The organism is Chromobacterium vaccinii (assembly GCF_000971335.1).
Lineage (GTDB): Bacteria > Pseudomonadota > Gammaproteobacteria > Burkholderiales > Chromobacteriaceae > Chromobacterium > Chromobacterium vaccinii.
In genome coordinates this window covers 1-19,510 of sequence record NZ_JZJL01000036.1, presented here as the reverse complement: position 1 = coordinate 19,510, position 19,510 = coordinate 1, and the positions used below count along the sequence as shown (strand labels likewise).

Here is a 19,510-nt window from a genome sequence, read left to right as displayed (position 1 = left end):
TAAATAAAATATTCTATTCGCTCCCCATGAATATGGCTCATGCAAACCGGCAATATCTTGATCTAAAGAGGAAAAAACCCTATTCAACTCGTATTTTTCGCAGCGCAGCAATTGGGATACACTGACAGGCATTCCTCTAATAAGACCCAGCTTGCGGACAAATGACAGCCATCACCAGCGAACAACGCCTGCGGGAGATCCCGTACAACTACACCTCGTATTCCGACCGCGAAATCGTGATCCGCCTGCTGGGCGAGCCGATGTGGCAATTGCTGGACGAATTGCGCGGCGCGCGCAAGACCGGCCGCTCCGCGCGGATGCTGTTCGAGGTGCTGGGCGACATCTGGGTGGTGGACCGCAATCCTTACCTGGTGGACGACCTGCTGGACAACCCCAAGCGGCTGGCCGCGCTGGTGGAGGCGATGCGCCACCGCTTGACCGAGATCGAGAAACGCCGCGACGGCAACGACAAGGTGCAGCGGATGATCGCCGCCGCCCGCGAGGCGGTGGACGAATTCGCCCGCCAGTTCGACGAAACCCGCGAGCTGCGCGCCCGGGTACTGAAGAAGCTGACCCGGCTGACCCGCCGCGACAATATCCAGTTCGACGGCCTGTCTCGCGTCGCCCACGTCACCGATGCCACCGACTGGCGCGTCGAATACCCGTTCGTGGTGCTGAGCCCGGACAGCGAGGCCGAGATGGCGCCGCTGGTGCGCGCCTGCATCGAACTCGGGCTCACCATCATCCCGCGCGGCGGCGGCACCGGCTACACCGGCGGCGCGGTGCCGCTGGACCGGATGAGCGCGGTGATCAACACCGAGAAGCTGGACCGCCATCTAGGCGTGGAGCACATCGAGCTGCCTGGGCTGGACGGCAAGCGCGCCACCATCCATTGCGGCGCCGGCGTAGTCACCGCCCGCGTCTCCGAAGCCGCCTACGCCGCCGGACTGGTGTTCGCGGTGGACCCGACCTCGGCCGAGGCCTCCTGTATCGGCGGCAATATCGCGATGAACGCCGGCGGCAAGAAAGCCGTGCTGTGGGGCACCACGCTGGACAACCTGGCCAGCTGGAAGATGGTGGACCCGGACGGCCGCTGGCAGCTGGTGGAGCGCATCGGCCACAACTACGGCAAGATCCACGACGTGGCCGAGGCGCGCTTTTGCGTGTCGCGGCTGGCCGACGACGGCAAGACCGTGGAGGAAAGCCGCGAGCTGGTCATTCCCGGCAGCGCCTTCCGCAAGGTGGGCCTGGGCAAGGACGTCACCGACAAATTCCTGGCCGGCCTGCCCGGCGTGCAGAAGGAAGGCTGCGACGGCATCATCACCAGCGCCCGCTTCGTGCTGCACCGGATGCCGGGCCATACCCGCACCGTCTGCCTGGAGTTCTTCGGCACCGTGGCCGAGGCCACGCCGGCCATCGTCGAGATCACCGACCTGTTCAAGCCGGGCGGCGCCTGTCTGGCCGCCGGCGTGCAGCTGGCCGGCCTGGAGCACCTGGACTGGCGCTACGTGCGCGCGGTCGGCTACGCCACCAAAGCCAAGAGCAAGGGCCGGCCCAAGATGGTGCTGATCGCCGACATCGTCTCCGACGACGAGAACGCCGCCGCCGAGGCCGCCAGTCAGGTGGTGCGCATCGCCAACGCCCGCCATGGCGAGGGTTTCATCGCGGTGACGCCGGAGGCGCGCAAGACCTTCTGGCTGGACCGCAGCCGCACCGCGGCCATCGCCAAGCACACCAACGCGTTCAAGATCAACGAGGACGTGGTGATCCCGCTTCCGCGCCTGGGCGACTACAGCGACGGCATCGAGCGCATCAACATCGAGCTGTCGATCGCCAACAAGATCGAACTGCTGGATACGCTGACCGAGTACTTCCACGGCCGGCTGCCGGTGGACAAGATGGACACCAACCTGCCGTCGGAAGAGCTGATCGGCGACCGGCGCGCCGCCGCGCTGTCGCTGTTGGCGGTGCACCGCGACCGCTGGCAGTGGCTGCTCGACCACATGGACGCGCACTTCCACGAGTACGCGGCCCGCTGGCCGGGCGCGCCGCTGGAAGACGCCGCCGCGCGGCCGGACACCGTGTTCCACGCGCTGCGCGACTTCGCGCTGCGCGTCAGCTGGAAGCGCGAGGTGCTGGCCGAACTGGAGCAGATCTTCTCCGGCAACGCCGCCGCCGGCATCCGCGCCGCCATCCGCGAGCTGCAGAAGCACGTGCTGCGCGGCCGGGTGTTCGTCGCGCTGCACATGCACGCCGGCGACGGCAACGTGCACACCAACCTGCCCGTCAACTCCGACAACTACCGGATGCTGCAGACCGCCCACCACGCGGTGGAGCGCATCATGGCGCTGGCGCGGCGGCTGGGCGGCGTGATTTCCGGCGAGCACGGCATCGGCATCACCAAGCTGGAATTCCTCAGCGACGACGAGATCGGCCCGTTCCGCGTCTACAAGGAGCTGGTGGACCCCAACGGCCACTTCAACCGCGGCAAGCTGCTGCCCGGCGCCGACCTGCGCCTGGCCTACACGCCGTCATTCTCGCTGCTGGGCGCGGAATCGCTGATCCTGGAGCAGTCCGACATCGGCGCGATCAACGACTCGATCAAGGACTGCCTGCGCTGCGGCAAGTGCAAGCCGGTGTGCTCCACCCATGTGCCGCGCGCCAACCTGCTGTACAGCCCGCGCAACAAGATTCTCGGCGTCGGCCTGCTGACCGAGGCCTTCCTGTACGAGGAGCAGACCCGCCGCGGCGTCAGCCTCAAGCATTTCGAAGAGCTGTCCGACGTGGCCGACCACTGCACGGTCTGCCACCGCTGCGTCAAACCCTGCCCGGTGAAGATCGATTTCGGCGACGTGTCGGTGGCGATGCGCAATTTCCTGCGCAAGGCCGGCCAGAAGAAATTCAACCCCGGCACCGCGCTGGGCATGGCTTTCCTCACCGCCAAGGACCCGGCGACGATCAAGACCATACGCGCCGGCCTGGTCGGCGTCGGCTACAAGGCGCAGCGCCTGGGCAACCAGGTCGGCAAGCGGCTGGGCCTGATCGGCGGCCAGAAGAAACAGCCGCCGGCCACCGTCGGCCCGGCGCCGGTGAAACAGCAGGTGATCCACTTCATCAACCGGCCGATGCCGGGCGGGCTGCCGAAAAAGACCGCGCGCGCGCTGCTGGACGTGGAAGATCCGCACATCGTGCCGGTCATCCGCAACCCCAAGGCAGCGGAAGACGCCGAGGCGGTGTTCTACTTCCCCGGCTGCGGCTCGGAGCGGCTGTTCAGCCAGGTGGGCCTCGCCACCCAGGCGATGCTGTGGCATGTCGGCGCGCAGACGGTGCTGCCGCCGGGCTACCTGTGCTGCGGCTACCCGCAGACCAGCGCCGGCTACCAGGACAAGGGCGACGCCATCACCACCGAGAATCGCGTGCTGTTCCACCGCGTCGCCAATACCTTGAACTACCTGGATATCAAGACCGTGGTGGTCAGCTGCGGCACCTGCTTCGACCAACTGGCCCACTACCGCTTCGAGGACATCTTCCCCGGCTGCCGCGTGATCGACATCCATGAGTACCTGATGGAAAAGGGCGTCAAGCTGGACGGCATCCAGGGCCAGCAGTATCTCTATCACGATCCCTGCCACACGCCGATGAAAACCCACCAGCCGCTGAAGGTGGTCAACGAGCTGATGGGCGGCGGCGTGCCGCTGTCCGACCGCTGCTGCGGCGAGGCAGGCACTTTCGCCGCCAGCCGGCCGGACATCGCCACTCAGGTGCGCGCGCGCAAGGAGGAGGAAATCCGCGGCAATCTGCAGGCGCTGACCGGCGGCCAGCCGCAGGCCAGGCCGGTGAAGATCCTCACCTCCTGCCCGTCCTGCCTGCAGGGCCTGTCGCGCTACAACGACGACACCGGCACCGAAGCCGACTACATCGTGGTGGAGATCGCCCGCCACCTACTGGGCGAGAACTGGCTGCCGGAATACGTGGCCCGCGCCCGCGACGGCGGCATCGAAAGGGTGCTGTTGTAACTCCGTCCCCGGCCCTTCCCCCCAGGAAAGGCCGGGGCTTGACCTTGCCCTTGCGGCAAGGTCCACACTGGCTCCATCCGCCACCACACGTTTCGACTCATGCTCACCATCGGACAACTGGCTCGCTGCTACGGCCTCAGCACCAAGACGCTGCGCCACTACGACAGCATCGGCTTGTTCCGCCCGGCGCTGACCGGCCGCGGCAACGGCTACCGCTACTACCTGCCGGCGCAGGTGGCGGAGTTGGGCCGCGTCGTCATGCTGCGCGAGCTGGGCCTGCCGCTGGACGAAATCGCCAGGCTGCTGCCCGCCGACGACGCGGCCCTGCGCCGCGCGCTGCGCGAGCATGCGGCGCGGCTGCGGGATGAGATCGAAACGCGGCGCGAGCGGATCGCGCGCATCGAGCGCCGACTCGACCAACCCGAATGGAGCCAGACCGTCATGCAAACGCCCGACATCGTCAACCTGCCCGCCTTCCGCGTCATCGGCCTCGCCTGGAGTCCCCAGGACGAGGGCGACATCCCGGCCATGTGGCAGCGTTTCCTCGAACGCGAGCACGAGATAGCCGACGCCCGCCCCGGCAGCAGCTACGGCCTGTGCCAGCCTTTGCCAGACGGCGGCTGGCGCTATCTCGCCGCCTTGCAGGCAGCGGCGGACGCGCCGGTGCCGGACGGCATGGCGGCGGTCGATGTTCCCGCCCAGCGCTACGCCCGCTTCCGCCACGTCGGCCCGGTGGACGGCCTGTCCGCCACCTTCCGCGCCATCCACGGCAGCTGGCTGCCGGCGGCCGGCCTGGAAGCGATGGACGGCATCGAATTCGAATACATGGACCAGCGCTTCATCGCGCCCAGCCACCCGGACTCGCTGACCGAGCTGTACATCCCGATTCGCTGACGAATAATCCATTCGCATAGCACGATGTGATAAATTGCCGGGTCCGCCACTCTGGAGAACCCGGCCATGCTGCTTCGCACCGACCGCGACACCCTGCTCGCGCCGCTTTCCATCGTCTGCGGCGTGGCGCCGCGCCGCCACGCGCTGCCCATCCTGTCGCACGCGCTGCTGGAAGCCGACGGCGAAAACCTGGCGCTGACCGCCAGCGATCTGGAAATCCAGCTGCAAAGCCGCCGGGCCGTCCCGACCGATACGCCGTTCCGCTTATGCCTGCCGGCGCGCAAGCTGCTGGACATCCTGCGCGCGCTGCCCGCCGGCTGCGAGCTGCAGTTGAAGCGCCATGGCAGCCAGCTGCTGTTGCTGGCCGCCGGCAGCCGCTTCCTGCTGCAGGCGCTGCCGGCCGACGACTTCCCGCTGCTGGAGGCCGATGCCGACACCGCCGCCCCGCTGCGGCTCGAGCAGGGCGAGCTGAAACGCAAGCTGGGCCAGATCCTGTACGCGCTGGCCGACAACGACATCCGCCCCTACCTCAACGCCCTGCTGCTGCAACTGGACGGCGGCGAGTTGCGGCTGATCGCCTCCGACGGCGTGCGGCTGGCTTTCCAGCGCTATCCGCTGCCGGCCCCGCTGCCGGGAAGAACGCTGCTGCTGCCGCGCAAGGCGGCGCTGGAGTTGGCCAAGCTGCTGGGCGATCGGGACGCTCCCATCCTGCTGGAGCCCGGCGCGCGGCAACTGGCCTGCGCGATCGGCGACACCCTGCTGCGCTGCAAGCTCCTGGACGCCCGCGCGCCGGACTATCTGCGCCTGCTGCCGCAGCGCCACGACTGCGAGCTGACGCTGCCGCGCCTGCCGCTGCTGGAAGCGGTGCAACGGGTGGCGGTGCTGGCGCATGCCAAGTTCCGCCAGCTGGAACTGGCGATCCGCCCCGGCCAGCTGGCGCTGCGCTGCCGCAACGCCGACCGCGAGGAGGCGGAGGAAACGCTGCCGACCGATTGGCAGGGCCCGCCGCTCGACGCCAGCTTCAATCTGCAATACCTGCAGGACGTGCTGACCCATGTGCCGGCCGAGCATCTGCGCTTCGGCCTGGGCGGCGATCAGCGCGGCATGCTGGTCACCAACCCCGATGATCCGCACTTCCAGTACCTGGCCATGCCCCTTCGTGGCTGACGCGCGGCCTCGCAACGCCTATCTTCATATTACGATCCGCGATTTTGCCATTCGGAAGGGTAGCCGTGTCCGGCCCATTGTCTCGTTATCGCCTGGCCATCATCGTCGCCCTGCTGTTGCTGGCCGGCATCATCGTCAATGCCGGCCTGTACTATCAACAGGGCAGCCAGGACATCCGCCACGGCATCGTCGAACAAGGCCTGCCGCTGACCGGCGACACCATCTTTTCCGAGATAGACAAAAGTATCCTGCGACCCTTGTCGGTGGCGTCGCTGATGGCCAACGACACCTTTCTGCAGGACTGGCTGAAAGACGGCGAGCGCGGCCCCGATCGCGTCGCGCGCTACCTGGCGGCCATCAACGGCCGCTACGGCATCACCGGCAGCTTCCTGGTATCGGAAAGCAGCCGGCGCTACTACTACGCCGGCGGCGTGCTGAAAACCGTGTCGCCGTCCGATCCGGAAGACCGCTGGTACTTCCGCAGCCTAAAGAACGCCCAGGGCGCCTACGACATCGCGCTGGACGAGGACATGACCAATGGCGGCAAGACCACGCTGTTCATCAACCACCGCATCGTCGACAGCCAGGGCAAGCTGCTGGGCGTGATAGGCGTCGGCCTGCCCCAGGCCGAGCTGAGCGCGCAGCTGGCCGCGCACGAGCGGCGTTTCCAGCGCCGCATCTACTTCATCGACCACGACGGCCGCATCGTGCTGGACAGCGCCGGCGCCGGGCAACGCAAGCTGCGCGACCTGCCTGGCCTGGCCCAGCTTGCCGACGCCATCCTGGCCGGCGGCCCCGAGCCGCGCAAGCTGGAGTACAGCCGCGACGGCAACCGCTACCTGCTGACCACCCGCCTGCTGCCCGAACTGGGCTGGCACCTGCTGGTGGAGCAGAACGAAACCCGCGCGCTGCAGCCGCTGCACGCCGCGCTGCAGGTCAATCTGGCCATCAACAGCACCATCCTGCTGCTGGTGCTGATCGCGGTGCTGGCCACCTTGCAGCACCACCAGCGGCGGATGCGGCAGCTGGCCACCACCGATCCGCTGACCGGCTGCCTGAACCGGCTGGCCTTCCTGGACCTGCTGCCCGGCTGGCTGCGGGCCTGCGAACGCGCCAGCGCCGAGCCGCAGTTGCTGATGATAGACATCGACCACTTCAAGCAGGTCAACGACAAGCACGGCCACCAGATCGGCGATCGGGTGCTGCGCGAAATCGCCGACCTGCTGCGCTCGCAGCTGCGCGGCGGCGACCTGCTGATACGCTGGGGCGGCGAGGAGTTCGTGGTGCTGGTCCATAGCCACGGCGACGACGACGCGTTGGCCGAGCGCCTGCGCAGCATCGTCGCCAATCACATCATGAGCGCCTCCGGCAAGCGGCTGACGGTGACCATCAGCATCGGCCTGTGCCAATGGCTGCCGCCGGAAACGCTGGAGGCCGCCGTCGCCCGCGCCGACCTCGCGCTGTACGCCGCCAAGCAAGGCGGCCGCAACCGCGTCTGCCATGCCCAGCCTTACCACCCGCTGGACGAGCCCATCGCATGATAAATGCTTATACTGTGGACTTTCATCGCGAAGTCCGCCCATGCCTTCCATCCAGCTGCTGATCCCCGACGACTACCAGAACATCGGCCCCGAACTGGCCGAACTGCGCCAGAACCCCGGCTACCGCTGCGCCAGCGTCGGCGACTTGTCCCGGCTGCCGGACGCGGACGCCGTCCTGGCCGAAACCGACGCCCTGCTGCTGATCCGCGAACGCACCGTGGTGGACGCCGCGCTGCTGGCGCGAATGCCGGCGTTGAAGCTGGTCAGCCAGACCGGCAAGCTCGCCCGCAACATCGACGTGGACGCCTGCACCCGCGCCGGCGTCGCGGTGGTGGAAGGCAGCGGCACGCCGCACGCGCCGGCGGAACTCACCTGGCTGCTGATCATGGCGGCGCGCCGCCGGCTGGAGGAGAACATGGCCAGCCTGCGCGCAGGCCGATGGCAGGGCCCGGTGGGCCATGCGGTGCGCGGCCAGACGCTGGGCATTCTCGGCTTCGGCAAGATCGGCAAGCTGGTGGCCGGCTACGGCCGCGCCTTCGGCATGGAGATACTGGTATGGGGCAGCGAACGCGCCCGCGGGGAAGCGCAGGCGCTGGGGTATCGGGCCGCCGCCTGCCGCGAGGCCTTCTTCGCCGACGCCGACGTCGTCACCCTGCACCAGCGGCTGCTCCCCGCCACCGCCGGCAACGTGACCCACACCGACCTCTCGGCGATGAAACCCGACGCGCTGCTGGTCAACACCAGCCGCGCCGAACTGATCGCGCCCGGCGCGCTGGAGGCGGCGCTGGACGCCGGCCGGCCCGGCTTCGCCGCGCTCGACGTGTTCGAACAGGAACCGATCTACGACGCCGGCCATCCGCTGCTGCGCCGCCCCAACGTGCTGTGCACGCCGCACCTGGGCTACGCCGAGGCCGACAGCTACCGCCAATATCTGGAAATCGCCTACCGCAACGCGCTGCGCTTCTTCGAGGGCGACGCGTCGCATGTGCTGAACCCGGAAGCCCTGGCCTGAGGCCGCCCACCCTTTTCCCACACCTGCCGGAGAGCAAACATGTCCGATACCGCGCTGCTGATCATCGATGTACAAGCCGGCGTCGTCGAAGGCGAGCTTCGCGCCGCCCGCCTCGACGCCGTGCTCGACAACCTCAACCTCGCCATCGCCAAGGCCCGCCAGCGCGGCATGCCGGTGATCTTCGTCCAGCACGAGGAAGACGACCTGCCGCGCGGATCCGATGCCTGGCAGCTGCATCCCCGGCTGGCTCGGCAGGACGGCGACGCCATCGTCTACAAGCGCTACGGCGACAGTTTCTGCGACACCGATCTAGCGCAACTGCTGTCGGCGCAGGGCGCAAGCAAGCTGTGGATAGGCGGCGCGGCCACCGATTTCTGCGTCGACAGCACGCTGCGCAACGCGGTGTCGCGCGGCTATCAAGTCACCGCCATCGCCGACGGCCATACCACCCTCAGCGCCTTCGCCTTGAGCGGCGAGCAGGTGATCGACCACTTCAACGCCGTCTGGCAAGCCTCCAGCGCCACGCCGCTGCCGCTGCGGGTGCTGCCGGCGGCCGAGCTGTGAATCCGGACAGGCCATGAAAAACGGCGGGGCAAGCCCCGCCGTTTGCTCACCCATCCCCGCTTACTTCTTCACCGCCTTGGCTTTCACCGCCGCGGCGGCCGCGCGGCGCTGGGCGGCGGTGGCCGCGTCCAGCCTCACCTCGGCGCTGGTCTTCAGCAAGGTCGATTGCGCGTCGTCGCCGTCCAGCGACCAGCTGAACACGCCGCCCAACTGCTGCGAGCGCACGTAGTCGAGCTTGCCGCGGATGGTGGCCGGATCGTCGTAGCTCCAGAACTCGTTGCCGTCGTAGGTCCACAGCTGTTTGGCCACCGGGCTGTTGAACTGCTTGGCGCTGCGGGTCACCAGCACGCGGTAATCCTCGATGCCCTGCTCGTAGGTGCCCTTGGCCGGACCGGTGGCCACCTGATACAGGCCATCGCCCTTCGGACCGGCGGCGACGCCGGCCCAGCCGCGGCCATAGAACGGCAGGCCGACGTTGATCTTGGCGCGCGGCACGCCGGCGCCCACCAGGGTCTTCACCGCGTCGTCGACGTTGTAATAAACCTGATCGCCAGTCACCGGCGCTGCCGGATCGCGGTAGAGATTGGACTGGAAGTTGGTCGGCCCCTTGGCGTCCCAGCCGCCGTGGAAGTCGTAGGTCATCACGTTGATCCAGTCGAGATAGCCGCTGTACTTGTCCGGCTCGGTGTTGCGGATCTTGTCGACGCCGGAGCCGATCGCCACGGTCAGGTAGTAGCGGCGCTTGTTGGCAGTGGACAGCGCGTTCAGCTGGTTGCGGAATTCGGCCATCAGCAGCGTGTAGTTCTGTTTGTCGTTGGGGTCGACGGTATTGGTCGGCAGGCCGCCGCCGCCCGGGTATTCCCAGTCGATATCGAAGCCGTCGAACACGCCGAGCGCCGCGGCCTGTCCGCCGGCGCTTTCGCCCACCGGCAGGTTGCCCTTGATGTAGAGGTCGATGCACGAGCTGACCATCGCCTTGCGGCCGGCGTCGGAGGCGGCGAACTTGCCGAAGTTCTTCGACCAGGTCCAGCCGCCCAGCGAGATCAGCACCTTCAGCGACGGATTGGCCAGCTTCAGCTTGCGCAGCTGGTTGAAGTTGCCGCGCAGCGGATCGTTCCAGCTGTCGGCCTTGCCGTCCACCGACTCGTTGGCGGCGAAGGAGCGCTGGTAGTCGGCCCAAGCGTCGCCGCCGTCGCCGTTGCCGTTCTCGGCGCGGGTGACCATGCCGCACTTGCCGTCGGCGTAGACGTTGCCGAACGCGTAGTTGAGGAAGGTCAGCTGCTTGTCGCCGCCGGACTTCACCAGGTTGAAGACCTTGTAGTTGCGGTCATAGATGCCCCACTGGGCGAAGTAGGAGCCGACATGGCGGCCGACGGTGGGCTTGGGCTCGGGCGGCACGCCGCTGCCCGGCGTGCCCGGCGTGCCCGGGGTGCCCGGATCGCCGCCGTCAGGCACGCATTCGCTGGCCGGGCGCTCCTGCCAGGCGCCCCACTGGCTGCTGCCCGGCTGCTCGCCCTGGGTCCACCAGCTGGCGCGCCAGGTCTTGCCGTTGAAGGTGGCGTAGTCGCCGGCGTTATAGACCTTGCCGGTGGCCCACGGCGAGCAAGACGGCGCGGCCCAGACCGCCTGGGACAACGCGAAGGCGGCGCCGACTGCCAGCAGCGCGCGCGACAACGGAAATGGCATCATGGTGGTTCTCCTCTTCTTGATTGAGTGAACGGCGGAGGGATTCGCTCTGCCTATGCATACACCGACATGAGCGTCTCACGTGGTATTACATTGGTATCAGAATCGAATATCCAGACTCAAATTCAAGAACAGACTAAACCATCTGTCATTTAGTACAGTTTTTACTGATACTGAATGACAGATATACAACAGAATCTTCAAAAAGGACGTCAAAACAAAAAGGAGGCCTTAAGCCTCCTTTCTCTCACATCCGGAGATGACCCGGCCGATCAGGCCGCTTTCTTCGCGTGGTGGTGGTGTTTCTTGTGATGGTGGTGCTTGCCGTGCTTCTTGGCGGCTTGCGCTTTTTGCGCGGCCGGAGCCGAGCTGGCCTTCTTGGCGTGGTGCTTCTTGTGATGCTTGTGATGCTTGGCCGGAGCGGCGGCCTTGGCAGCCGGAGCGGAAGCGTCGGCGGCGTAGGTGGCGGCGGAACCCAGGCCCAGGGCGGCGGCCAGCAGAAGGGCGGTCAGTTTTTTCATGGTCATGCTCCCGAATACGAGTGTAAGGATTCTGTTTCAGGGGCGCTGTTTCGTGCGCCCTTGAACCCATAGTAGGCAGGCCGCCCCACCCCGTCTGTGAGGCCTGTGTAAGCGGGTGTAACCAATCGTAATATCAGCGGGCGGACTCGCCCTCGGCTTGCATCGGCGGGACCAGCGTCACCAGCAGCTGGTCGATCCGGTAGTTGTCGATATCCACCACCTCGAACTTGTAGCCCTCGAATTCCACGCTGTCGGTGCGCTTGGGAATCCGGCGCAGCATGTACATCATGAAGCCGGCGATGGTTTCGTAGTTTTCGTCGTCGGGGAAGGCGCCGATGTCCAGCGCCCGCAGCACATCCTCCACCGGCGTCGCGCCGTCCACCAGCCAGGAGCGGTCGTCGCGGCGGACGATCTGCTCCTCCTGGAACTGGTTGACCAGGTCGCCCATCACCGTGCTCATCAGGTCATTCAGCGTGATCACGCCCACCACCAGCGCGTACTCGTTCATCACCACCGCGAAGTCCTCGCGCGAGGCCTTGAAGCGCTCCAGCAGTTCGGACAGCGTCAGCGTGTCGGGGATGATCAGCACATTGCGTATCGTCAGCTCGCGCTTCATCGACAGGCTCTGCTGGTTGATCAGCCGCATCAGGATGTCCTTGGAGTCGACGTAGCCGATCACCGAGTCGATCACGCCGTCGCAGACCAGGAACTTGGTATGCGGATGCTCGGCGATCTTCTGCTTGATGCTGGCCTCTTCCTCGTGCAGCGTGAAGTAGACGATGCTTTCGCGCGCCGTCATCGACGACGGCACGGTGCGGCTTTCCAGCTCGAACACGTTTTCGATCAGATGGTGCTCCCTCTGCTGCAGCACGCCGGCCTCGGCGCCGGCGTCCATCATCGCCACGATGTCGGCGGAGGTGAGGTCGTCCGGCCGGCCGGTCGGCACGCCCAGCATGCGGAAGAACACGTTGGCCAGACCATTGAACAGCCACACCAAAGGCCGAAACACCCGCACGCAGAACATCATCGGCCGCACCACCAACAACGCGATGCGCTCCGGCGCCACCATGCCCAGCCGCTTCGGCATCAGGTCGGCGAACAGCACGAACAGCGAGGTCACGCTCAGGAAGGACAGGATGAAGCTCAGGCGCTCGACCCAGTCCGCCGGCGTCACCAGATGCAGCATCGAGGCGAAGTAGGGCGTGAACGCCGCCTCGCCCAGAATGCCGGCCAGAATGGCCACCGCGTTCAGGCCGATCTGCACCACGGTGAAGAAATGTCCCGGCTGCTGCTGCAACTCCAGCACCCGCTCGGCGTTGAGGTTGCCCTCTTCCGCCAGCAGCCTGAGCTTGATCTTGCGCGCTGCGGCCAGCGAAATCTCCGACACCGAGAAAAAGGCGCTGGCGGCGATCAGCAGAAGGATGATGGAAAGATTGTTTGCAAGGCTCACGATTGGTCCCGAACAAGTGCTGGCGCTGCGCCGCGAATAAGACCACCCGATTCGCGAGACTGAACGCATGGATTTGATGTCCAGTATAACAGAGCCGTTTTCGCCCACCGCCCCGCCGGCTCCGGCCGCGCGTACAATCGGGCCATTTCATCGGGAGCGAAGACATGAGCTGCGAACTGTGCCGGCAACCCGCCGGCGATCTGCTGTACCAAAACAACGAACTGTGGGTGGTGCTGGTGGACGAACCCGGCTACCCGGGATTCTGCCGCGTGGTCTGGAAAGCGCACGCCAAGGAGATGACCGACCTCGCAGCCGACGAGCGCCTGCGCCTGATGGACTGGGTATGGCGCGCCGAGGCCGCCATCCGCCAAGTCATGCGGCCGGCCAAGATCAACCTGGCCAGCCTGGGCAATGTGGTGCCCCATCTGCACTGGCACGTGATTCCCCGCTTCGACGACGACGCCCACTTCCCCAGCCCGATCTGGGCCGCGCCGCGCCGCGAAGCGCCGGCGCGCGCCTGGCCGGACCTGGCCGACCGGCTGCGCCAGGCGCTGCAGGCCGGCTGACGCCGCCTAGGCGGTGCGGAAGCGGCTGATCGCCTCGTCCAGGCCGTGGGCCAGTCCCGACAGCTGATTGGCCATCGCCGACGACGATTCCACCGACTGGCCGTTTTCCGAACCCATATTGGCGATGCGCTCGACGTTCTTCGCCGCCTCGTTGCTGGCGGTGCTCTGCTCGCGCATCGCCGCGGCGATCTCGCTGGTCTTGTCCAGCAGGCCGGCCGACAGCGTCCGGATCTGTTCCAGCCTTTCGCTCAAGCGCCCGCTCAGCTCCACGCCGCTGGACACCCGCTCCGCCGCCTCGCGCATGCTGGCCGCCGCGGTGGAGGTGTCGCCCTGCACCGCCTGGATCTTCTCGGAAATCTCGCCGGTGGCCTGGGCGGTGCGCTCGGCCAGCTTGCGCACCTCGTCCGCCACCACCGCGAAGCCGCGGCCCATCTCCCCGGCGCGCGCCGCCTCGATCGCCGCGTTCAGCGCCAACAGATTGGTCTGCTCGGCAATGTCGTGGATCACGTCGACGATATTGCCGATCTCGTCAGAACGCTGGTTCAGGCCGCTGATGATGGTTTCCGAGCGGCCGATCACCCGCGCGATCTCCTGCATCTGGCCGGCGGTCTCGCCCGCCGTCTCGCTGCCGCTGACCGCCGCGCTCATGCTGCTCTTGGCCTCGCTGGCCATTTCCGTCGCGTGCTCGGCCACCAGGTTGATGCTGACCGTCATCTGCTCCACCGCGGCCGCCGTGGACGAGGAGGCATCGGTCTGCACTCTGGACGCCTCGGCAATGCGGCGCGACACCTCGGACAGCGCGTGCGCGGTATCGTTGACCTGCTTCGCGTCGTCGCGGGTCTGGCCGATGAAGGCGCGCAGATTGGCCAACAGCTGGGCCAGCGCGCGGCCGGTCTCGCTGACCTCGTCGCGGCCGGTCTGGTCCACCGCGATGGTCAGATCGTTATGCTCGGCGGCGTGGCGCATGCTGTCCTGCATCGCCCGCAGCGGCGCGGTGATGGAGCGCACGATCACCCAGGCCAGCGCGACGCCGACCAGCAGCGCCAGCAGCAGCACCGTCAACATGCCCTGCTGGGTGCGCGACATGCTGGTTTCCAGGCTGTCCTCCGCCTGCTGCGCGCTGTCGTCCGCCAGCTTGCTCAGCTTGTCCAGCGCGTCGCGCGCCGCGTACAGCTTGGGTTTGAACGACGCGATGCCGGCGTCACCGATATTGGCGGCCGCGATCTCGCCGGCCGATATCTTCCGGTACAGGCCGCTCATGCCCTGTTCGTAGCCGGCGATGCCGTCCAGCATGCCGTCGAACTCGCCCTGGTGGTCCGCCGCCATCGCCATGCCCTTGGCTTTGGCCACGCCGGTCTTGAAATCCCCGATGTGCTTGTCCAGCAGTTGCTTGTTGGTCTGGATGCTCTGATCGGAATTGGCCGGATTGCCGATGCTGATGAAAACGTTCTTCTCATCCTGGCGGATATGCAGCATGGTCCGCTGCAGATCGTCCATCTGGTGCCGGAACGCGATCTTCTGGTCGAACAGCGCCGTCAGTTCCCGGTTGATCTTGTCCATCGACCACCAGCCTACGCCGCCCACCACGCCCACAGCCAACAGCAGGGCCCCCGCCAGCGCCGCGATGCGCTGGCCTATGGAAAATTGACTCAACATGACTTCCCCGTCTCCGCTTGGTTTATGAGTTTTTTGAAATTTTACGCTGATAAATTCAAGGTCGATTTGATACTAGTACTAATTTATTCGGACTGTGAAAATTCCCCGCGGCCCGAAGCATTTCGCCGCCAGCACCAGACCTAGGGACAGGCCGGGCTTGCCAAAGCCGTTGTGATAACCATAGGCTGGACGCTTCTTCGACACCAAGGCCGAGAAATGTACACCACGCTGATTTCCTGCCAGCAGCTGATGGACGAACCTGGCGAATCGCTGATCGTGCTGGACTGCCGCTTCCAGCTGGACAATCCCGACTACGGCCACGCCGCCTACGAGCAAGGGCGCATTCCGGGCGCGCACTATCTGCACCTCGATTACCACCTGTCCGGCAGCAAGAACGGCCAGAACGGCCGCCACCCGCTGCCGGACGGCCAGCGGCTGGCGGTGGATCTGGGCGCGCTGGGCGTGGGGGAAAATACCCAGGTGGTGGCCTACGACGACGGGACGGGGCAATACGCGGCGCGCGCCTGGTGGCTGCTGCGCTGGCTGGGGCACGACAAGGTAGCGGTGCTGGATGGCGGCTTCGCCGCCTGGCAGGCCGCCGGCGGCGCGGTGGACGCGGAGCCGCCGCAGCGCCGCCCCTGCCGCTTCGCCATCCGCCGCCCGCTGCAGGCGACGGTGGATGCCGGCGCGGTGCTTGCCAACCTGGACGAACAAGCATTCACGGTGGTGGACGCCCGCAGCCCGGAACGCTTCCGCGGCGTGGGCGAAACGATAGACCCGGTCGGCGGCCACATTCCCGGCGCCGCCAACCGCTTCTTCATGGACAATCTGGACGCCGGCCGCTACAAGCCGGCGGCGCGGCTGCGCGCCGAGTGGGAGGCGCTGCTGGGCGAGGGCTTCGACCCCGCCGCCATCGTCCACCAGTGCGGCTCCGGCGTCACCGCCTGCCACAACCTGCTGGCGATGGAGATCGCCGGCTTTCCCGGCAGCCGGCTCTATCCCGGCTCCTGGAGCGAATGGTGCAGCGATCCGGCGCGGCCGGTCGCGCGCTGAACGCCTCCGCATAAGAAAAAAGCCCGGCCAAGCCGGGCTTCCCGCCGATGATCGCGTGGGAACGGACTGTCCGCTATCCCAGGATCAGCCGCTGCAGCAGGCTCTGCCCAGCCGGCCAGCTGCCGAGGCCGGCGTGGCTGCCCATATGGCCGGCCATGCCGCCGTCGACGAATTCCGCGCCCCACAGCGCGGCCATCCGCCTCGCCTCTTCGAACTCGCAGAACGGATCGTCGCGGCTGGCCACCAATAGCGTCGGCACCGGCAACTTGCGCTCCGGCAGCGTCTCGAATCCGGCGAAGGTCGGCAGCGGCGCGCCTTCCGGCAGCTCGCCGCTGGCGCGGGCGCGCTCGTCGGTCAGCGGAATCGCCGGCGGCGCCACCAGCAGCGCGCCCTTCAGCTTGCGCTGCTCCAGCAGCGAGGCCTGCAGCAGCCAGGCGACCGTCGTATGGCAGCCCAGGCTGTGGGCGGCGATCACCAGTCGCCCCGGAATCTCCGCTACTGCCGCGGCCAGGCCGGCCACCCATTCGTCGCGGGTCGGGTACAGCCAGTCGCGCTGCTCCGCGCGGCGCGCCAGCGGATAGGTTTTTTCCCAATAGCCGTGCCAGTGCGTGTCGCCGGAGTTGCCCCAGCCGGGCACTGTCAGCAGCGTGACGTCATCGTCGTCCCACATCACAGGCTCCGCCGGTAGTCGACGATCAGCGGCGCGTGGTCGGAGAATTTCTCGTCCTTGTACACGCTGGCGGATTCGGCCAGCTCCATCAGCGACGGCGTGACGATCTGGTAGTCGATGCGCCAGCCGACGTCCTTGGCGTAAGCCTGGCCGCGGTTGCTCCACCAAGTGTAGCCGGGCGCGTCCGGGTACAGGTTGCGCCACGCGTCGCGCCAGCCGACGCGGCCCAAGAGGTCGGTCATCCAGGCGCGCTCTTCCGGCAGAAAGCCCGAGTTCTTCAGGTTGCCCTTCCAGTTCTTCAGGTCGATCTCGTTGTGGGCGATGTTCCAGTCGCCACAGATCACGATGTCGCGGCCCTCGGCGCGCAGCTTTTCCAAGTGCGGCATGAACACGTCGAGGAAGTCGAACTTCACCTGCTGGCGCTCGTCGCTGCTGGAGCCGGACGGCAGGTACAGCGACACCACTGACAGCTTGCCGAAATCCAGTTGCAGGAAGCGGCCCTCGGCGTCGATCCAGTCGACGCCCAGCCCCTCCACCACCGCGTCCGGCTGGTGCCGGGTGTAGAGGCCGACGCCGCTGTAGCCCTTCTTCTCGGCGTAGTGGAAGTAGCCGGCCAGCCCGTCCGGATTGCGCATCCGCTCGGACAGGTCGCCCGCCTGCGCCTTCAGCTCCTGCACGCAGACGAAGTCGGCGTCGATGCCGGCCAGCCAGTCGAAAAAGCCCTTCTTGTCCGCCGAGCGGATGCCGTTGAGGTTGGCGGAAACGATTCGAAGCATTGTGTCTCCCGTGCTATGCTTGCGGCGGTTTTTTTCAGCCGTTCAAACAGTTAACGATTCGATAAGGAATGAGGATGAGCGACTTTCGTCAGGATTTTATTCGTTTTGCGCTCGACAAGCAGGTGCTGAAGTTTGGCGAGTTCATCACCAAGGCGGGCCGCAAGTCGCCGTACTTCTTCAACGCCGGCCTGTTCAACGACGGTCTGTCCACGCTGAACCTGTCGCGATTCTACGCCAAGTCCATCCAGCAAAGCGGCATCCAGTTCGACATGCTGTTCGGGCCGGCCTATAAAGGCATCATCCTGGCCGCCGCCGCCGGCATGGCGCTGGCGGAGCAGGGCCGCAACGTGCCCTTCGCCTACAACCGCAAGGAAGCCAAGGACCACGGCGAGGGCGGCACCCTGGTCGGCGCGCCGCTGCAAGGCAAGGTGCTGATCATCGACGACGTGATCTCGGCCGGCACCTCGGTGCGCGAATCGGTGGAGCTGATCCGCGCCGCCGGCGCCGAACCGGCCGGCGTCGCCATCGCGCTGGACCGGATGGAGCGCGGCCAGGGCGAATTGTCGGCGGTGCAGGAAGTGGCGCAGCAGCATGGCCTGCCGGTGGTGGCCATCGCCACGCTGAAGGATGTGCTGGGATTCCTGGAAAACAGCCCGGAACTGGCCGCCCACCTCGACGCGGTGCGCGCCTACCGCGCCCAATACGGAGTCGACGACTGACATGAAAGCGCTTGCCGGCCTCTTGCTGCTGTGTTCGCTGGCCCAGGCCGGCGTCTACAAATGGGTGGACGAGGCCGGCAACACGCATTACAGCGACTCGCCGCCGCTTGAGAGCCAGAGCCGCGGCGTCGCCGAGCTGAGCAAGCAAGGCGCCGTCAACAAGCCGGCCGAAACCGCCGCCCAGCGCCAGGCGCGCGAGGCGTCCGCCGCCGCGGCCCGACAACAGCAACAACAACGGATGGACGCCGCACGCCACGACCAGGCGCTGGTGCAGAGCTATCCGACGCTGGCCGACCTGCAGGCCGACCGCGAGCGCCAGCTGGCGGTGCTGCAATCCTCCTACCGCGCGCTGGAGCTGCGCGGCCAGGGGCTGGCGCTGCAACGCGGCCATCTGGAGCAGGATCTGGAGCGCGCACGGCAGAACCAGCAAACGCCGCCGGCAGCCGCCGTGCGCAATCTGCAGCTGCTGCGGCAATCGCAACAAGACCTCTTGCGGCAGATGGCGTCCAAGCGCGCCGAGCTGGACGCGTTCCGCCAGCGGATGCAGCAGGACATCGCCCGCTACCGCCAGCTCAATCCCTGATTACTGCCCGCCGTCCTTGCGCTGCCAGGCCTGGTTCAGCGTCTGGGTCGCCTGATCCAGCGCCTGCTTGCTGCGCGATTGCGCGTCGGTGGCCGCAGCCAGTTCGGCGTTGGCCTTGTCCAATGCGGCTTGCGCGCCGGCCAGCCGCTGTTCGGCGACCGCCTTTTCGTCCTGCGCCGTCTTCAGCCTGCCATCCAGCTGTCTTTGCTGGTTTTGCGCCTGCTGGAAAGCCATCTGCGCCGCCAGCAGCTGTTCGTCGGCGCTCTGCGCCCAGGCCCCGCCGGCAGCGAGCGCCGCCAGCAGCGGCGCGCTCAACATCAGCTTGTTCATTGTGTTCCCATTGTCGGCTGTCAGCCGACATTATGCGGCAAGCCGGCTCCGGCGGGCATTACTGTTCGAGGAAGAACTCCACCGGCACCGCCAGCTCCAACATATCCGGCAACGCGTCCGGAATGCGCGGCAGCGGCGCGGCGCGGTAGGCGGTGTCCAGGGCGGCCTGGTCCAGCGCCGGATGTCCGCTGCCGCGGCTCAGCCGCGCCGCCAGCACCCGCCCCTCGCGGTCGATGCGGATGGACAAGTAGGCCGTGCCCTCGTCGCCGCGCAGCCGCGACGTGGCCGGATATTGCCGGTAGCGCT

The 19,510-nt window shown here is 66.9% G+C and carries 18 protein-coding genes; 10 read left to right on the top strand and 8 right to left on the bottom strand.

Annotated elements, in window-relative coordinates:
- Positions 1-161 precede the first annotated feature (161 nt).
- The 6 genes from VL52_RS16515 to VL52_RS16490 all read left to right on the top strand — a co-directional run bounded on the left by VL52_RS16515 (position 162) and on the right by VL52_RS16490 (position 9,194).
- Positions 162-4,016, top strand: coding sequence for a DUF3683 domain-containing protein (locus VL52_RS16515; RefSeq protein ID WP_046158060.1), 3,855 nt, complete (start codon positions 162-164; stop codon positions 4,014-4,016).
- Positions 4,017-4,115: 99 nt separating this feature from the next.
- Positions 4,116-4,910 (top strand): MerR family transcriptional regulator, encoded by a 795-nt coding sequence (locus tag VL52_RS16510; RefSeq protein WP_046158059.1) that lies wholly within the window; start codon positions 4,116-4,118, stop codon positions 4,908-4,910.
- Between the two features lie 66 nt (positions 4,911-4,976).
- Positions 4,977-6,077: a DNA polymerase III subunit beta gene (dnaN, locus tag VL52_RS16505; protein WP_046158058.1), complete on the top strand. Its 1,101-nt coding sequence runs from the start codon at positions 4,977-4,979 to the stop codon at positions 6,075-6,077.
- Between the two features lie 65 nt (positions 6,078-6,142).
- The gene (locus VL52_RS16500) at positions 6,143-7,618 is read left to right on the top strand and encodes a sensor domain-containing diguanylate cyclase (RefSeq protein ID WP_046158057.1); all 1,476 of its coding nucleotides are present in this window, start codon (positions 6,143-6,145) and stop codon (positions 7,616-7,618) included.
- A 40-nt stretch (positions 7,619-7,658) separates the two neighbouring features.
- The gene (locus VL52_RS16495) at positions 7,659-8,630 is read left to right on the top strand and encodes a D-2-hydroxyacid dehydrogenase family protein (RefSeq protein ID WP_046158056.1); all 972 of its coding nucleotides are present in this window, start codon (positions 7,659-7,661) and stop codon (positions 8,628-8,630) included.
- 39 nt (positions 8,631-8,669) lie between these two features.
- On the top strand, positions 8,670-9,194 hold the full coding sequence (locus VL52_RS16490) for a cysteine hydrolase family protein (protein WP_046158055.1): 525 nt from the start codon (positions 8,670-8,672) through the stop codon (positions 9,192-9,194).
- A gap of 60 nt (positions 9,195-9,254) precedes the next feature.
- Here VL52_RS16490 and VL52_RS16485 read toward each other — a convergent pair whose 3' ends face one another.
- From VL52_RS16485 to paeA, 3 genes are all read right to left on the bottom strand, one after another.
- A complete protein-coding gene (locus tag VL52_RS16485; protein WP_144410303.1) occupies positions 9,255-10,883 on the bottom strand; it encodes a glycosyl hydrolase family 18 protein in 1,629 nt (542 codons plus the stop codon).
- A gap of 269 nt (positions 10,884-11,152) precedes the next feature.
- Positions 11,153-11,401, bottom strand: a complete 249-nt coding sequence (locus VL52_RS16480; protein ID WP_046158090.1) for a hypothetical protein — start codon at positions 11,399-11,401, stop codon at positions 11,153-11,155.
- Between the two features lie 133 nt (positions 11,402-11,534).
- The gene (gene paeA, locus VL52_RS16475; protein WP_046158054.1) at positions 11,535-12,851 is read right to left on the bottom strand and encodes a polyamine export protein PaeA; all 1,317 of its coding nucleotides are present in this window, start codon (positions 12,849-12,851) and stop codon (positions 11,535-11,537) included.
- 164 nt (positions 12,852-13,015) lie between these two features.
- Here paeA and VL52_RS16470 point away from each other — a divergent pair, with 164 nt between their 5' ends.
- Complete coding sequence (locus VL52_RS16470; protein ID WP_046158053.1) at positions 13,016-13,417, top strand: HIT family protein; 402 nt, start codon at positions 13,016-13,018, stop codon at positions 13,415-13,417.
- A gap of 6 nt (positions 13,418-13,423) precedes the next feature.
- On the opposite strand, the gene VL52_RS23485 is transcribed toward VL52_RS16470, so the two are convergent.
- Entirely contained in the window at positions 13,424-15,073 is a 1,650-nt protein-coding gene (locus VL52_RS23485; protein WP_052729361.1) for a methyl-accepting chemotaxis protein, read from the bottom strand.
- Positions 15,074-15,289: 216 nt separating this feature from the next.
- On the opposite strand from VL52_RS23485, the gene VL52_RS16460 reads away from it, so the two are divergent.
- Positions 15,290-16,126, top strand: coding sequence for a sulfurtransferase (locus tag VL52_RS16460; RefSeq protein ID WP_046158052.1), 837 nt, complete (start codon positions 15,290-15,292; stop codon positions 16,124-16,126).
- Positions 16,127-16,199: 73 nt separating this feature from the next.
- On the opposite strand, the gene VL52_RS16455 is transcribed toward VL52_RS16460, so the two are convergent.
- Both VL52_RS16455 and VL52_RS16450 read right to left on the bottom strand, forming a co-directional pair.
- Positions 16,200-16,796 (bottom strand): alpha/beta hydrolase, encoded by a 597-nt coding sequence (locus tag VL52_RS16455; RefSeq protein ID WP_046158051.1) that lies wholly within the window; start codon positions 16,794-16,796, stop codon positions 16,200-16,202.
- Positions 16,796-17,572: an exodeoxyribonuclease III gene (locus VL52_RS16450; RefSeq protein ID WP_046158050.1), complete on the bottom strand. Its 777-nt coding sequence runs from the start codon at positions 17,570-17,572 to the stop codon at positions 16,796-16,798. The genes VL52_RS16455 and VL52_RS16450 overlap by 1 nt, the downstream gene beginning before the upstream one ends.
- A gap of 74 nt (positions 17,573-17,646) precedes the next feature.
- On the opposite strand from VL52_RS16450, the gene pyrE reads away from it, so the two are divergent.
- Together pyrE and VL52_RS16440 are read left to right on the top strand one after the other, a co-directional pair.
- The gene (gene pyrE / locus VL52_RS16445; protein WP_046158049.1) at positions 17,647-18,291 is read left to right on the top strand and encodes an orotate phosphoribosyltransferase; all 645 of its coding nucleotides are present in this window, start codon (positions 17,647-17,649) and stop codon (positions 18,289-18,291) included.
- 1 nt (position 18,292) lies between these two features.
- Positions 18,293-18,874, top strand: coding sequence for a DUF4124 domain-containing protein (locus tag VL52_RS16440; RefSeq protein WP_046158048.1), 582 nt, complete (start codon positions 18,293-18,295; stop codon positions 18,872-18,874).
- Here VL52_RS16440 and VL52_RS16435 read toward each other — a convergent pair whose 3' ends face one another.
- Positions 18,875-19,204, bottom strand: a complete 330-nt coding sequence (locus VL52_RS16435) for a hypothetical protein (RefSeq protein ID WP_052717431.1) — start codon at positions 19,202-19,204, stop codon at positions 18,875-18,877.
- Between the two features lie 58 nt (positions 19,205-19,262).
- Positions 19,263-19,510 (bottom strand): energy transducer TonB family protein (locus VL52_RS16430; RefSeq protein ID WP_046158047.1); only part of this gene is annotated, 248 nt, incomplete at its 5' end.